We start from the raw sequence: 15668 nt of genomic DNA, 5'->3' as shown, positions 1-15668 counted from the left end.
CTAACAGGTGGGTAGTTTTTTTATGAAAAATAAGGAAATCATGTAAGAATATATTTATTACATTCGTATATATAAGTGAAGGGGGAGCGAATATGGATGATAGGGAATTAGTAGATGAAATAAAAAAACAAAATACAGAAGCATTGGATCAATTGATTCTTCAATATAGTAAGTTGATTTATGGAGTAATTGGAAGTGTATTAGGGGAGCGCCATGAAAGAGTAGAAATTGAAGAGTGTTATAACGATGTTCTCCTCATACTTTGGTATAAAATAGACAGCTTTCAAATTAAAAAAGGACAGCTTAAGAACTGGATTATTTCTATTGCAAAGTTTAAGGCGCTAGATTATAAAAGGAAACTTAAGCAAAAGCATATTGAACAAACAATAGAGCAACTGATTCTACAAGATGATGGAGATGTAGAAAAAGTATTACTCAAAGAAGAGGAAAAAGAGTTTGTTTTACAAGCAATTCATCAGCTAGATGATGTAGACCATAATATTTTTTATCGAAGGTATATTGCTGATGAGAGTATAGAGGATATTTCAAACGGACTACATATGAGTACAAGTGCAGTGTATACAAGATTATCAAGGGGAAAGCAAAAATTAAAAAGAGTAATGGAGGGGTATTATGAATTGTGAAAACTATAGTATCGATCAAATTGTTTTCGAGCAGTGGGATGAACAAGAAATATCCCAATTTGAAGCAATAGGGGAGCGCCTTATTGGAAATTTGGAGAATAAGAAAAAAGATATTAGAAAACGAATTGCTAGAGAAAATTTTAAAGAGATAGAAGAAAAGGCAAATAATGAATTAGAAGAAAACGAATTTATCGAATTACAATTTCAAGCACAAGCTACAGGCGGCCATCATTTGGGCGCAATTATGTGTTCAGCAGACTATGCTGTAATGCCATTAGCGCTTATGGATGTAGGAAGTCGATTCGTCGTTTTTGGAACAAGACATAAAATTATGATTTATGAAGTAAAGGAGCTTTATCAAATTCAAAGGGCATATATTATTGATTATGATGATATCTTTAAATACTATTACAAAATAAGAAAAGACTATACGGTATTATGTTTTAAAGCTAAAAAGGACAAGTATAATCAATTAAGAGAGTGTTCGAGTTGGATGTTGTATGGGTATTTACAAGGAAGAATTAATATGGTTATTAATAACTCAGATAGAGATGTTATAGCTAAGTATTTTGATAGAGAGATCCATTCGAAAAGAGACCATTAAAAAGGATTTACAAAGAAAGAAAATGAAATGTATGTGCATCGTCGTATATCTGAATTTTTAGGTCGCTATCAGTAAAAATTCTATGAAGAAGAGCCATCGAAATAGATGGCTCTTCTTTATGCTTAAGAGTTCTTTAAATCATCAACTAATTTCTCTGCTAAGCGTCTATACATATTGCTCATTGTTACAAATGAGGTTAGCAGTAAGAATTTTTCCAACTCTTTATCTTCAAATGGAGTAGTAGCTTTTAACTCAGCCAATCGGTTATCTACGTCTTTTTTAAAGTTTTCAACATTTATTTTTGTAAGTTCAAGATAATCTTTATAGAGGGTGTCTAGTTCAAAAGTATCTTCGTTTATTATTTTCTCGTTGAGATTTGCCAAAGCACTTTTAATATCATTAATTGAGAGGGCGCCTTTTAATTGATAAATTAAACTAATTAAAATCATATGTTCTTTTGAGTATTTTTTATTTTTTATGGGGATGAACAATTTTCCTTTTGCGTAGTTATTAATCATCGTTTTTGTAAGCACTTTTTCATCTTCTGTTCGTGTTGTATTACCGTAGCTGTTTTCAAATAGTTGAACCACTTGATCTACATATAAATCCACATTAGGGATATCTTCAAGCGTAATGTTTTTTTCTAAATGTAATGTTTCGAGTAAGTTCTTTATGTTTTCCATATAAACCCTCACCTTTGTAGGAATAATGTACACTTTATCTTTTAATATGGTATTACGAAACAAATGAATTGTAAATGTTGACCTTTATATGCATTGTGTATATAATTACATGTAGTTATCAAAACTACATGTAATTATATGAGGAGTTGTTAATGTGAATGCTTATGTGAGGGAGCCGATTAATGCGTTTACCCATCTAGGGGGTGCCGTTTTATCATTTGTTGCTTTACTAGCTATGCTTGTAAAAGTCTCTGTAAAAATGCCATCTGTTTCTACAATTTCAGCGGTGATTCTATTTGGAGTAGGGATGATGATTCTTTACGCAGCTTCGACCGTGTATCACAGTGTTGTAGCAAGTGAACGTGTTATTTATTTCTTTAGAAAACTGGATCATTCTATGATTTTCATCTTAATTGCAGGCACATATGCACCTTTTTGTTTAATTACATTAGAAACTGCAAATGGTTTGCTATTATTCGTCTTAGTTTATGTAACCGCTGTGTGTGGTATCGTTTTTAAAATGTTTTGGTTTAGTTGTCCAAGGTGGTTATCAACAGCAATTTATCTTATGATGGGATGGTTAATCGTTTTATTCTTTGCACCGCTATCGGAAAATCTAAGTATAGAGGGTATGTTGTTTTTAGTAATTGGTGGCGTTTTTTATACGATTGGTGGATTTATTTACGGAGCAAAACCAAAATGGCTAGAATTTAAATATATGGGGCATCATGAAATTTTTCATGTTTTTGTGCTATTAGGTAGTCTTGCCCACTTTATATGTGTATATTGTTATGTTATTTAGTTGAATTAATAAATTTTATTTATGTAAAGGTTACATATCGAGAGGTATGTGGCCTTTTTAGTAGGAAGGGTATGGGGGACGGCAAACTTAGAATCAACCGAAGATAAGGTGATGCCAAGTTTGCTCAATTAAGTGCGCGTTCATTACAGGATTTGATGAGGGATATATCCTTGATGAACTCGAACGAGTTGCTTATGATATACTTTATCACCTTCTTGAGCTGTAGATGAAGATGAGCTGCGTCCGAAGCAATTTGTAATAATATTGGAATGATCGAAGTGAGTGATACGAATTTCATAAAGATTAATTTTATCATCTAAATCTGCATATAAAACTGCTGAATTTCCACTATCCAAGTAGTATGGGAAAGTTACCACTTTATTTTCTCCAACTAGAATTGGTAGTTGTACTGGATTAGAATGGTTGGACCAATCTAATATCTCTACATTAATAGAATGTGCATAATTTCTATCCAAGTTTACAATATTTATTTGGATAGAAGCTGTTTGTGGTTCACGTGTTAATACACCTGTTGAGTGGACTACTTGTTTAGGCATATGATCTCCCCTTTCATAAAACATAAATTTTTAGCTTACGATATTTTATGATAGAGATGTTAGTTTGCTATAAGGAAAATGATTGATTCTACTTATTTCTAAAAGAAATGGGCGGAGAATAATATAGGTTTTTGAATTTTATTCCAGTGTCTTTGACATTTATTTTTAGAGGTAATGCTGTTATGATGATGTTATTGTTTTCAGAGTGTGTTATATGAAATGGATTTTATTTATTGTTAGAAAGAAATATACTATTTTGAAAACGTTTTAATTATATGATACAGTGATTGCATTCCTTGGCTTTCTTTCTGTTTTAAGGTAGGAAGTCTGACTTATTTTTAGATAAAAAATGTTAGTACACATGAAATAATAGTTGTGCCCTGTGTATGCAATTTGAAATGGGTAGGACAATATCACTAGTAGGATTTTACGTTATAAGGAGGTTAAGGTGTGGAAAAATATGATTTTCACACGAATATATATGGGGTACGTTGGATTATTACTTTCAGGTGCGGTGTTGTTTTTAAATAGTCTCGTTATATTAGGAAAAGCAGAGGAAAAAAGTGCAGGGGTTTTTAATTTATTTGTAGGAGTGCTACAAATTGTAATTCCGTTTTATCTTATTATGATCTCTGATCAAAGTAATTGGACTGTGTATTCATATGCAGCCACTTTCTTATTTGGATTGACTTATTTATATGTAGGTATCACATTTATTACAGGTATGAGTGGTAATGGGCTAGGATGGTTTTCCTTATGGGTAGCAATTGTTGCATTATTCTATATGGTTGTATCGTTTGTTCAATTTCAAGACATCGTTAATGCACTAACTTGGTTTATGTGGGCACTTCTTTGGTATTTATTTTTTGTATTAAACGTACAAAAAAAGAATATAAATCAATACCTTGGAAGAATAGCATTTGTACAATCTTGGGTAACACTTACGTTTCCGTCTCTTCTTTATTTTATGGGAGTATGGGGAACGCAACTTGTATATCAGGTATGGATTTATGTTTCAGTGCTTTCCATTTTATATTTTTGTTATTGCATTTTTAAATATCGAGTACAATAATTGTTTTACACTAAGAGGAGAATTTATACGGATTCTCTTCTTTTTTTATGTGGTAATAAATTTAAGTATAATCATTTATTCAGTCGCCATAGAAATAAAAATAACTGGGGAATGATGAATGTGAAAAAGATATTAGTATTAGGCGAAACAAGGAATTTTGGAAAAGATTAGTAGAAACCCTCTTGCGAGCTGGATATGATGTGACAATTGTAACGCGGGGACTTACGAAAGATTCATTTAATAGTGCTGTTAAATCTTCTAGAGGTGTAGCTTGATTTGGTTTGTTACTACACTTCTTTTTGCTTATACTGTAAAGTAATAGTGTCTTGTTGAAATAGAAGGAGATTGCTTATGAATAAAGTGAAAGAATTAATAGATGAGGCAAGGAAGTTTATTACGACTTGTTATGAAGAGTTAGGTAGAGAGCGGCAAATAGAAGAACGTCTCACTCAAATTGCATCGGAAGTAGAAGCGACAGGAACGTATGAGCATACTTTTGAGGAACTTGTCCATGGTGCACGTATGGCATGGAGAAATAGTAATCGATGTATTGGAAGATTGTTTTGGAATAAAATGCATATATTAGATGCCCGTGAAGTGAATGATGAGGAAGGTGTATATAATGCACTTATTCATCATATTCGATATGCAACGAATAACGGGAAAATTAAACCAACGATTACAATTTTTAAGCAGTATAATGGCGAACAAAATAATATTCGAATTTATAATCATCAGTTGATTCGTTATGCGGGATATGAAACAGAAATGGGAGTGATTGGTGATTCCCATTCAGTTCCATTTACTGCGTTTTGTCAGGAGCTGGGTTGGCATGGGGAAGATACAGGTTTTGATGTATTGCCACTCGTATTTTCTATTGATGGACGAGAACCTGTATATAGAGGAATTCCTAAAGAAGAGGTCAAAGAGGTTGAGATTGAGCATCCGGAATATCCATTTGCATCTTTAGGGGCAAAATGGTATGGAGTACCAATGATTTCAGATATGCGTCTAGAGATTGGGGGTATTTCTTATACCGCTGCTCCTTTTAATGGCTGGTATATGGGAACAGAAGTTGGTGCACGTAATTTAGCAGATCATGATCGCTATAATTTACTACCTGCTGTTGCAGAAATGATGAACCTGGATACATCTAGAAACGGTACACTATGGAAAGATAAAGCGTTAGTAGAGTTAAATATAGCTGTTTTACATTCATTCAAGAAACAGGGAGTAAGTATTGTTGATCACCATACAGCAGCGCAGCAATTTGCACAATTTGAAAAGCAAGAAGCTGCTTGTGGACGCGTTGTGACGGGAAACTGGGTCTGGCTCATTCCACCATTATCGCCGGCTACAACTCATATTTATCACAAACCTTATCCCAATGATATTCTAACTCCAAATTTTTTTCATAAATAATAAAAAAGCATTGAAATGAAGAATTTCAATGCTTTTTTGATTAGGTTTAGTCTAGTACTTTTCCTTTTGTCTCCGGTACACATACTAGCATTGTGATAAGCCCAATTGAATAAATGACATAATAATGAGCCCGAATGTTGTCATTGTTACTTTATTATTTGAAAATAATTTGCAAAGTGGGAACTTTTTTATATGCTTCAGTGTTTCAAATTCAGCAACTGTTAAAGTGCCCTTTCGTTCCTTTTGGAGTAGTTCTTTCTTATATTCCGACTTCCTTCTCAACCTCACGGGGCTGTGTTAAAGGACTGTAATTATATTGCTTTAGTTTTAGTATTCTTGAGTTTTGTTGTCAGATAAATAATATGTGTTATTTTAAATGCCTTATATTATAAAATTACATGAAATATACGGTGTTCTCCTTGACGGTACCTTCACTATTTTCCGATAATAAAACTAACTAAACAAACAGAGGATGAATCACGGATGCTAGATTTAGTACTTATGATGATTGAGCGCGTTGGATTAATTGTTATATTGGGTTTTTTACTTTCACATATTAAAACATTTCGGCGCATTCTTCATAAACAGGATGGATATAAAGACAAGCTGATGCTTATTTGTATTTTTTCGTTATTTGCAATTCTAAGCAATTACACGGGAATTGAGATTGCAGGGAATACAATTATGAATGAAAATTGGCTGCAAGGTGTTTCTTCATCAAGTACGATTGCCAATACGCGTATTATGGGTGTTGGAATTAGTGGATTATTAGGTGGCCCGATTATCGGAATAGGCGTCGGATTTATTGCTGGTATTCATCGTTATATGCTTGGGGGAACGACAGCTCTTAGCTGTGCAATTTCATCTATTTTGGCAGGAATTATTACTGGCTATATTGGGTATATTTTCCGAAAGTATAATCGTGTCATTACACCTAAAATGTCAGCTATTTTAAGTGTTTTTATTGTTACTTTAGAAATGGTTATGATTTTGTTTATTGTAGAAGATGGTTTTAATGTTGTGAAAACGATTGCATTACCTATGATTCTTGTAAACAGTTTCGGTAGTTATATTTTACTTTCGATGGTACAAGCTATTTTGCGCCAAGAAGAAAATGCGAGAGCGTTGCAAACACATAAAGTACTACGTATCGCAGATAAGACCCTTCCTTATTTTCGGCAAGGCTTAACGGAGGAATCGTGTAAATATGTGGCACAAATTATCCATCGCTTTACAGGGACAGATGCGGTATCTTTAACCGATACTGAAAAAATATTAGCGCATATTGGGCTAGCATCCGATCATCATATTCCTTCTCATAGTCTAATTACAGGACTATCAAAAGAAGTGTTAAACACAGGGAAAATAATGAAAGCGAAATCGAGGGTGGCTATTAAGTGTCAGCATGAAGGTTGCCCATTACAAGCAGCGGTGGTTATTCCGTTAACGTCACATGGGAATACAATTGGGACATTAAAGCTGTATTTTAAAAACCCGAACCGATTAAGTCGTGTAGAAGAGGAATTAGCAGAAGGATTAGCAAAGATTTTCTCTACACAGCTTGAGTTAGGCGAGGCAGAACTACAAAGTAAATTACTTCAAGATGCAGAAATAAAGGCATTGCAAGCACAAATCAATCCGCACTTTTTATTTAATGCGATTAATACAGTATCAGCTTTATGCCGCACAGATGTAGAAAAGGCAAGGAAGCTGCTATTACAACTTAGCGTTTATTTTCGCTGTAATTTACAGGGAGCACGTCAGTTACTTATTCCATTAGAGCAAGAGCTGAATCATGTACATGCATATTTATCATTAGAACAAGCACGGTTCCCAAATAAATATGAGGTGAAAACGTATATTGAAGAAGGATTACAGACAGTTTTGTTGCCACCATTTGTATTACAGTTATTAGTGGAAAATGCACTTCGTCACGCCTTTCCGAAAAAACAACCTATTTGTCAGGTAGAGATTTATGCTCATGCTAAAGGGAACATGGTTCACTTTAAAGTGAAAGATAATGGTCAGGGAATTGAACAAGAGCGCTTAGAGCAATTAGGAAAAGCTGTTGTACCATCAAAAAAAGGAACGGGAACAGCTTTATATAACATTAATGAGCGATTAATAGGGTTATTTGGGAAGGGAACAATACTTCATATTAAGAGTGAACTAGAAAAAGGAACAGAGATCTTCTTTGCAATTCCGATTCAAAGTGTAAGGGAGGAAGGAAGTCGTGTTAAAGGTATTAGTAGTAGATGATGAGATGTTAGCAAGAGATGAGTTGAAGTATCTATTACAACGAACAAAGGAAGTTGACGTAATTGAGGAAGCAGATTGTGTAGAAGATGCATTAGAACAGCTGATGGGTAGCAAACCGGACCTTGTTTTTTTAGATATTCAGCTTTCAGATGATAATGGATTTGAGATTGCAAATATATTAAAGAAAATGAAGAACCCGCCGGCCATTGTTTTTGCAACAGCGTATGATCAATATGCGCTGCAAGCATTCGAAGTGGATGCGTTAGACTATATTTTAAAACCATTTGATGAAGAGCGAATTGCACAGACGCTGAAAAAATATAAGAAACGAAAGCAAAGTGAAACAGAGAAAAAGCAAGACGTGAAGGTACCAGACGTAACTGCTGAGATGCATAAGCTTGCGTTGCCAATAGAGGAATCTATTGTACTTGTGAATATTGAAGACATCGTTTATGTAGGGCTCGTTGATGGGAAAGTAACTGTAAAGACGATTCGAGAAACATATGTAACACATGATACACTTGTTATTTTAGAAAAAAAATTACCACAAACAAGTTTTATGCGCGTTCATCGTAGTTTTATTGCGAATATCAATCATATTTCAGAAATACAGCCTTGGTTTAATTCCACTTATAATCTGATTATGAAAGATACTTCCAAAGTACCGGTAAGTCGGACATATGCAAAGGAACTCAAAAAGCTGCTTCGTATTTAAGAAGCAGTGATGGCAAGCATTGCTGTAACAGTAGTTGTTATTCCGATAGTTATGCCATTTATCGGTTAACGGAATATAATTTATAAAAAGTATAAAAGCGAGCTGTTAGTAGAACAGATTTCTATTGATAGCTCGCTTTTTGTGTTACAGTAATGGTAAGACCTATTTTTATACGAGAAAAAAAGAATTTTCCTTAAATCTTCATTAATACTTTATAGAATGCGTTCTGAAAAGGATGATTGTATTGTAAAATAGAAAGTAACAGGATTTATTACACGTTAACAGGCAGTAATATCTAGAGCTTAAATCTAGCGTCAGCAAAAAATTTAAGTAGAGAATAAGTTGCCTGGGAAAGCCCGATTTATGAGGGAGGATAATAGGGGGAAGATAGAGAAAACCCACTTTTTAAAGTTTCACTTTATAGGACAGGAGAGATCACTCGTCGATTATGCAAATGAAAAACCTGTTTCAAAGCAAAGGATTTCAGAGGTTACTTGTATTACTCTTACTAGCCCTTATGTTATACGGGCTAAAAAGTATGTTTAATTTAATTTTAATTACGTTTATTTTTACGTATTTAATGGATCGATTCCAAAAGTTTATTTCTCGGAAATTAAATAACTTTATGCCGATTAATCGGAAAATTATTATAGCATTCTTATATGTACTGTTAGTTGGTGGGATCTCCATTACATTATTTAAATATCTACCGGTATTAACGGTACAAATTTCACAATTGATCTACCAGTTCAATGTGTTCCTTAAAAATCCACCTGATAATGAGATTATAAAGGCTTCAATTAATGCTATTAACCATATGGAGCTTTCCAAATATGTGGGGCAAGGTGTAGATATTCTTTATAAGTCTATTGCCAATGTCGGGAAATTTGGTTTGCAATTTTTACTTTCACTCATTTTAAGTTTGTTCTTCTTACTTGAAAAAGCTCGTATTGTAGCTTTTACTGCGAAATTTAAAGAGAGTAGACTTGCAATTTTTTATAACGAAATTGAATATTTTGGAAAGAAGTTTGCTCGTTCATTTGGAAAAGTAATTGAAGCGCAATTTCTAATTGCAATTGTTAATTGTATCTTATCAGTGATTGCGTTATGGATTTTAGGATTTCCACAATTACTCGGATTAGCGCTAATGATTTTCTTACTTGGTTTAATTCCGGTAGCTGGTGTAATCATTTCGCTCGTTCCACTTTGTATGATTGCTTATAATATTGGTAGCATTACTTATGTAGTGTATATTTTAATAATTGTTGGTGTTATTCATGCACTTGAAAGTTATGTCTTAAATCCTAAATTTATGTCGCAAAAAACTAATTTACCGATTTTCTATACATTTATGGTATTAATTTTCTCAGAACACTTTTTAGGTGTATGGGGACTGATTATCGGTATCCCAATCTTTATGTTTTTATTAGATGTGTTGGATGTAACGAGTGATGAAAAAGAAATGGATCTTGCTGAATAATAAAGTAGAAAAAGCATCGGGCGCCGATGCTTTTTCTTTCATATTGTCTACCTTTATATGCCATACTGTAGAAAGAATAAAGTGAAACTTTAATCAGTGGGGATTTTCTTCATCCCCCACTGATTATTAGTTGAACCAATCAGACCTTAACGGGCAGTTGATCAGCCACCTACCTTCCTTATTTCTATCTGAACCTTGAGGTGGGGGCTTACTGCCCGTTAAGGCGGGATAAATAGTGAGGTGATGCAAATTGACTATAAATAAAAAAGTAGAGCTTGCTACATTTGCTGGAGGGTGTTTCTGGTGTATGGTTTCACCATTTGAAGAGATGGAAGGAATCATTAAGGTTGTTTCAGGTTATACGGGCGGGCATAAAGAGAATCCAACATATAAAGAAGTATGCTCAGAAACGACAGGGCACTATGAAGCGGTACAAATTACATTCGATGCAAATAAAATGCCATATGAAAAATTACTAGACATATATTGGAGACAGATTGATCCAACAGATGTCGGCGGTCAATTTCATGATCGCGGACATTCTTATGAAACTGTAATTTTTTATCATAGTGAGAAGCAACGTGAACAAGCAGAAGATTCAAAAACGGCACTTGCTGAGAGCGGTCGTTTTTCTAAACCAATTGTTACAAAAATTCTTCCGGCTACTACGTTCTTCTCAGCTGAAGAGTATCATCAAGATTATCACAAGAAGAATGCTTTCCGTTATGAATTATACCGTCAAGGATCAGGTCGGGATGCTTTTATTAAAAAACATTGGCCAAAAGATAATGCGCACTTAAAAGAACGATTAACAGATATGCAATTTTATGTAACGCAAGAAAATGGTACAGAACCGCCTTTTCAAAATGAATATTGGGATCATAAAGAGGAAGGCATTTATGTAGATATTGTTTCCGGTGAACCACTATTTACTTCTTTAGATAAATTTGATAGCGGATGCGGATGGCCAAGTTTTACAAAGCCGGTTATGTCAGCTAGTGTAAAAGAGAAACTGGATGTTAGTCACAATATGACGCGTACGGAAGTAAGAAGTAAGGAAGGAGATTCTCATCTTGGTCATGTATTCCCAGATGGACCAGGTCCAAATGGTCTCCGTTATTGTATTAATTCAGCGGCAATTCTCTTTATTTCGAAAGAGGAATTAGAAAAAGAAGGCTATGGAGATTTTCTCATTTTGTTTGGAAATAAAAAATAACCTCGCTGCGCGCGAGGTTATTTTTTTATTCTACAGTTTTCTTTTTAAATTTGCTGAGTACTTCATATACAATTGGAACGATAAGGAGTGTTAATAATGTTGAACTTGTTAATCCACCAATTACCGTTACTCCAAGGCCTTTAGAAATTAATCCACTGCCCTCAAATCCTAGTGCAAGTGGGATAAGAGCGCCAATTGTTGCGATTGCAGTCATTAGAATTGGACGTAAGCGTGTTGCTCCAGCTTCTAATAATGCTTCGCGCGTTGATAGGCCTTCGCGCTCTTTATGAATAACACGGTCGATAAGCACGATAGCATTCGTTACAACGATACCGATTAACATAAGGGCACCAATCATCGCTGATACGCTTAATGTCTCACCAGAGATTAAGAGTGCAACAAGGGCACCGATAATTGTAAATGGTAGCGAGAATAGAATTGCGAGTGGTGCAAGGGCACCGCCAAATGTAACGACAAGAACGAAGTATACAATGGCAATCGCAGCTAACATCGCTAAACCAAGTTGCTGGAATGATTCTTGGATATCCTTTGTAACGCCGCCCATGGTAACATCTACACCAGAGGGAAGATCCATTTTATCGACTTCTTTCTGAATGGCAGCAGATGCTTTTGAAACGTCATCGGATGTTAATTTTGCACTTACTTCAGCATAAACACGTCCATCGCGATGTTTTACTGTATTGGAAGTTTCACCTTCTTTTACAGTCATAACATCTTTAACGGCTACTTCGTTGCCAAGTGGTGTTGTAATTTTGCGGTCTGTTAAATCATTAATTGTTTCATAATCATGTTTTTCTGCTTCTACATAAACGTTAATATCTTTACCATCTTTTTTAATTGTTGTAAGAACAGGGCGATCATGTTGATTAGAAAGTCCCATTCCAATTTGGGCAGCGGTTAGCCCCATTTTACTTAGTTTTTCTTGATCTGCGACTAATGTGTATTCTGCGTATGTTTTTGCAATACTAGAGTCGACATCTTTCAAGTCTTTTTCTTTCTTCATGATACTTTGAATATCTTTAACGACAGGTTTGATGTCTTCTGAACTATTTCCGTATACGTATAGCTTAATTTCATTGCTACCGCCACTAGTCCCGAAGTCTTGGCTTTTCCATTCACCTTTTCCTGTCATCTTTTTCAAGTCTTTAATGACTTGTTCTTTCTCTTTTTCAAAGTTCTTCGTGTCATTATCATACTGGACGAAGAACATAGCTTGATTTGTTTTACCAGGACTCATTGGGTTTTCTCCGCCTAATGAGAATTGAATTGTTTTTACATCCTTTTTATCTTGGAAGTGTTTTTCAGCTTTTGTTGCTATCTTTTCAACGTCTTCTAATGTTTGTCCTGGTTCAGGATTATACGTTGCAATAATCATTTTTTCTTCTTCAGATGGTAAGAAACTTACACCGATAATTGGTACAAGTGCAAGGCTACCTACTAATAAAAGAACAGCGATGCTAGATGTAATGATTTTATGGTTTAATGCCCAACCAAGCACACGTTTATAGCCGTTTGCTAATTTGCTTGGTTTTTCTTCATGATGTGCTTGTTTTTCTTTCATGCTTTCCTTTTTAAATAAGGAATGAGCTAACATCGGCACAATTGTAATCGCTACAAGTAATGAAGCTAACAAGGCAAACACAATTGTTAAAGCGAATGGTAGGAACATTTCACCGATCATACCTTTTACAAGTCCAAGTGGTAAGAAGACAGCAATTGTTACAATTGTTGAAGACATAATTGGAACAAACATCTCTTTTGTTGCTTCACGAATTAAGTCTTTTCCTCGTAATTTCTCCTCTGATAGGGACATACGTCGGTAAATATTTTCAATAACAACGATTGAATCATCGACAACGCGTCCAATGGCAACGGTCATTGCTCCAAGCGTCATCATATTAAGTGTAATATCCAGCTGTTTTAGTACTAAAATAGCCATTAATAAAGAAAGTGGTATAGAAATGACAGAAATCAATGTTGTTCGGATGTTTCGTAAGAACAACATAATAATGACAATAGCAAAGATGGCACCAAAGATTGCTTTGCTCAGCATTGTATCAACTGATTTCTCAATCGGTGCACCTTGGTCAAATGTTGAGATAATTTCTAAGTCTTTATATTTCTTTTCAAAATCTTTTACTTTGTTTTTTACGGCATTTACGACATCAACTGTATTTGCATCAGCTGCTTTGACAATTTGAATGCCGATGGCTTCCTTACCATTTGTACGCGAAATAGATTCGGCTTTTCCGACTTCCTTAATATCAGCAATTTCTTCTAATGCAACAGTAGGGATCCCATTAGCTGCAGCTGGATTCATCTGTGGTGCTTGAGATCTAGCCCCTGGATTACCATTACCCTGACCACTTGCCGCTGAAGGGACGGCAGGAATCTTCATTTCTTTTAAAGCTTTAATTGTTGTAATATTACCATCTACAACAACGGATTTCTCCGTATCTTTAAATGTATAGAGTCCAAGTGGTAGAGATACATCAGAGCCTTTAATGATATTCTTAACGGTATCTTCACTTAACCCTAATTCTTTCATTTTATCTGTTTTAAAGACAAGTTGTACTTCATTTACTTGTTGTCCCGAAGTTTGAACAGATGCAACGCCATCAAGTCCTTTTAATCCTGGAACAATATTTTTTTCAACCTTTTCAGTTAAGGAAGCTAAAGATTCATCTTTACTTGCTACGCTTAATGAAATAACAGGAAAGGCATTAAAGTTTACTCGGGAAACTTTTGGATCTTGCACGCCTTCTGGTAATTTTATATTCGCAAGTGCTTCTTTAATTTCGGTTTCAGCTTTCTCCATATTCTTATCAAAGTCATATTCTACTTGAATAGAAGAGGCATTTTGATAAGAGGAAGAACTGACAACATTGACGCCGCTTAAATTCTGCAGTTGCTGTTCCATCGGTTTCGATACCTTATCGGCTACTTCCGCTGGTGTAGCACCAGGATAAACCGTTGTTACTGTTACAACAGGTGTTGTAATGTCAGGGATTGTTTCTAGTTTCATATTAAGTCCAGAATAAATCCCTGTCACGGTAACGAGAATGGTTAATAGCCAAACTGCGAACTTGTTTTTTAACGAAAAGTTAATAATCTTGTTCATGTTTGCGCTCCCTTTTTAACGTGTGTTGACCGAATGGTCAGTCTAATACATAATATAACTGACCATATGGTCAGTCGTCAATGAAAAGGGATGGTATAATAAATTTAAGTTAAAACTTTAAGATGCGAGATTAAATTAGGAGAGAAATTATGAAAGAAAAAGAACGCTTAATTATAGAGATGGCAATGAAGTTATTTGCAACTAAAGGTGTAAACGCAACTTCAGTACAAGAGATCGTAACAGCTTGTGGCATATCAAAAGGAGCTTTTTATTTATATTTCAAGTCGAAAGATGAATTGTTATTAGCGACACTTAGATATTACTATGACAAAATCCACAACAAGATGATGGCTATTGATGGAGAATCGTTACTACCACGTGAAAAGTTTGAAAAACAACTACACTGTCAATTTAATGATGTACAAAAACATAAGGAATTCATTATTATGCACGCGAGGGAAAATGCAATTCCTTTTAATAAAGAAGTAGAAGCGTTTATGATGAGAGTGAAGCTCGAGTCACATGCATTTTATCGAAATAGTTTATTATCGATTTATGGTGAACAGGTTACCCCATATCTTTTAGACCTAGTTATTATGGTAGAAGGGATATGCAGGGGTTATTTAGAGTTGATTGTTTTAAATGCAACTGAAATAGATTTATTTCATGTTTCATCATTTATTTTAAAGAGAATGGATAATCTTGTAACAGGACTTATAGACTCTTCAGATGCACCTGTTTTGAATGAGGAAAAGTTAGAACAATTCTTTTGTAACTCGGAACTTATTAAAGAGCAAGCAAAGGAACATTTTTTACAGGAAATTATTATGTTTAAACGCACATTGGCAGATCAGTTAGAAAATGATGAATTGTTAGTTACACTAGATGTTTTGGAAGCCGAAATGAGGTTGCCAAATCCAAGAATACCAGTGATTCAAGGAATGCTAGCGAACTTGAAATCATATGCTAATTTCAAAGATTTTCGGTTGAGATTAGCAGGGTATTATCATATAAAAATCACATGAAATGGATAAATCCATCCATAGTAATAAAAAGGTGAACCACTGTGGTT

General features: G+C 34.6%; 13 protein-coding genes and 2 pseudogenes. 11 read left to right on the top strand and 4 right to left on the bottom strand.

The window, feature by feature from the left end; translation table 11 throughout:
* Positions 1-92: 92 nt before the first annotated feature.
* Together BLV40_RS18865 and BLV40_RS18860 are read left to right on the top strand one after the other, a co-directional pair.
* A complete protein-coding gene (locus BLV40_RS18865) occupies positions 93-644 on the top strand; it encodes a sigma-70 family RNA polymerase sigma factor (protein WP_090692793.1) in 552 nt (183 codons plus the stop codon).
* A complete protein-coding gene (locus BLV40_RS18860; RefSeq protein ID WP_090692791.1) occupies positions 634-1248 on the top strand; it encodes a hypothetical protein in 615 nt (204 codons plus the stop codon). Before BLV40_RS18865 ends, BLV40_RS18860 begins: the two co-directional genes overlap by 11 nt.
* 122 nt (positions 1249-1370) lie before the next feature.
* Here BLV40_RS18860 and BLV40_RS18855 read toward each other — a convergent pair whose 3' ends face one another.
* A complete protein-coding gene (locus BLV40_RS18855) occupies positions 1371-1931 on the bottom strand; it encodes a DUF1836 domain-containing protein (protein WP_026592133.1) in 561 nt (186 codons plus the stop codon).
* A gap of 154 nt (positions 1932-2085) precedes the next feature.
* Between BLV40_RS18855 and BLV40_RS18850 the strand changes: the two genes are divergently transcribed.
* Positions 2086-2733: a PAQR family membrane homeostasis protein TrhA gene (locus BLV40_RS18850; protein ID WP_090692787.1), complete on the top strand. Its 648-nt coding sequence runs from the start codon at positions 2086-2088 to the stop codon at positions 2731-2733.
* A 143-nt stretch (positions 2734-2876) separates the two neighbouring features.
* On the opposite strand, the gene BLV40_RS18845 is transcribed toward BLV40_RS18850, so the two are convergent.
* Positions 2877-3290: a hypothetical protein gene (locus BLV40_RS18845; RefSeq protein WP_090692784.1), complete on the bottom strand. Its 414-nt coding sequence runs from the start codon at positions 3288-3290 to the stop codon at positions 2877-2879.
* 481 nt (positions 3291-3771) lie between these two features.
* On the opposite strand from BLV40_RS18845, the gene BLV40_RS18840 reads away from it, so the two are divergent.
* From BLV40_RS18840 to BLV40_RS18835, 3 genes and pseudogenes are all read left to right on the top strand, one after another.
* Positions 3772-4362: an AmiS/UreI family transporter gene (locus tag BLV40_RS18840; protein WP_026592130.1), complete on the top strand. Its 591-nt coding sequence runs from the start codon at positions 3772-3774 to the stop codon at positions 4360-4362.
* Positions 4363-4482: 120 nt separating this feature from the next.
* Positions 4483-4616 (top strand): annotated as a pseudogene (locus tag BLV40_RS28935) (epimerase); the annotation flags it as partial.
* A 97-nt stretch (positions 4617-4713) separates the two neighbouring features.
* A complete protein-coding gene (locus BLV40_RS18835; protein ID WP_090692780.1) occupies positions 4714-5784 on the top strand; it encodes a nitric oxide synthase oxygenase in 1071 nt (356 codons plus the stop codon).
* Positions 5785-5889: 105 nt separating this feature from the next.
* Here BLV40_RS18835 and BLV40_RS18830 read toward each other — a convergent pair.
* Positions 5890-6060: pseudogene (locus tag BLV40_RS18830) on the bottom strand (MFS transporter); the annotation flags it as partial.
* 207 nt (positions 6061-6267) lie between these two features.
* On the opposite strand from BLV40_RS18830, the gene BLV40_RS18825 reads away from it, so the two are divergent.
* The 4 genes from BLV40_RS18825 (at position 6268) to msrB (ending at position 11454) form a co-directional block, all read left to right on the top strand.
* Positions 6268-8043 (top strand): sensor histidine kinase, encoded by a 1776-nt coding sequence (locus tag BLV40_RS18825; protein ID WP_090692777.1) that lies wholly within the window; start codon positions 6268-6270, stop codon positions 8041-8043.
* Positions 8018-8758, top strand: a complete 741-nt coding sequence (locus BLV40_RS18820; RefSeq protein WP_026592127.1) for a LytR/AlgR family response regulator transcription factor — start codon at positions 8018-8020, stop codon at positions 8756-8758. The genes BLV40_RS18825 and BLV40_RS18820 overlap by 26 nt, the downstream gene beginning before the upstream one ends.
* A gap of 448 nt (positions 8759-9206) precedes the next feature.
* Positions 9207-10238 carry an AI-2E family transporter gene (locus BLV40_RS18815; protein ID WP_026592126.1) on the top strand — a complete coding sequence of 344 codons (1032 nt, stop codon included), beginning with the start codon at positions 9207-9209 and terminating at the stop codon, positions 10236-10238.
* 250 nt (positions 10239-10488) lie between these two features.
* Positions 10489-11454 carry a peptide-methionine (R)-S-oxide reductase MsrB gene (gene msrB, locus BLV40_RS18810; RefSeq protein ID WP_090692775.1) on the top strand — a complete coding sequence of 322 codons (966 nt, stop codon included), beginning with the start codon at positions 10489-10491 and terminating at the stop codon, positions 11452-11454.
* A gap of 25 nt (positions 11455-11479) precedes the next feature.
* Here the strand turns inward: msrB and BLV40_RS18805 are convergent, their stop codons facing one another.
* Positions 11480-14596: an efflux RND transporter permease subunit gene (locus BLV40_RS18805; RefSeq protein ID WP_090692771.1), complete on the bottom strand. Its 3117-nt coding sequence runs from the start codon at positions 14594-14596 to the stop codon at positions 11480-11482.
* A 149-nt stretch (positions 14597-14745) separates the two neighbouring features.
* Between BLV40_RS18805 and BLV40_RS18800 the strand changes: the two genes are divergently transcribed.
* Positions 14746-15621 (top strand): TetR/AcrR family transcriptional regulator, encoded by an 876-nt coding sequence (locus tag BLV40_RS18800; protein ID WP_090692767.1) that lies wholly within the window; start codon positions 14746-14748, stop codon positions 15619-15621.
* The last annotated feature ends 47 nt before the right edge of the window (positions 15622-15668 follow it).

The organism is Bacillus sp. 166amftsu, assembly GCF_900107445.1.
GTDB lineage: Bacteria > Bacillota > Bacilli > Bacillales > Bacillaceae_G > Bacillus_A > Bacillus_A arachidis.
The sequence above is the reverse complement of the archived record's forward strand: the minus strand, read 5'-3'. Positions and strand labels throughout refer to the sequence as shown.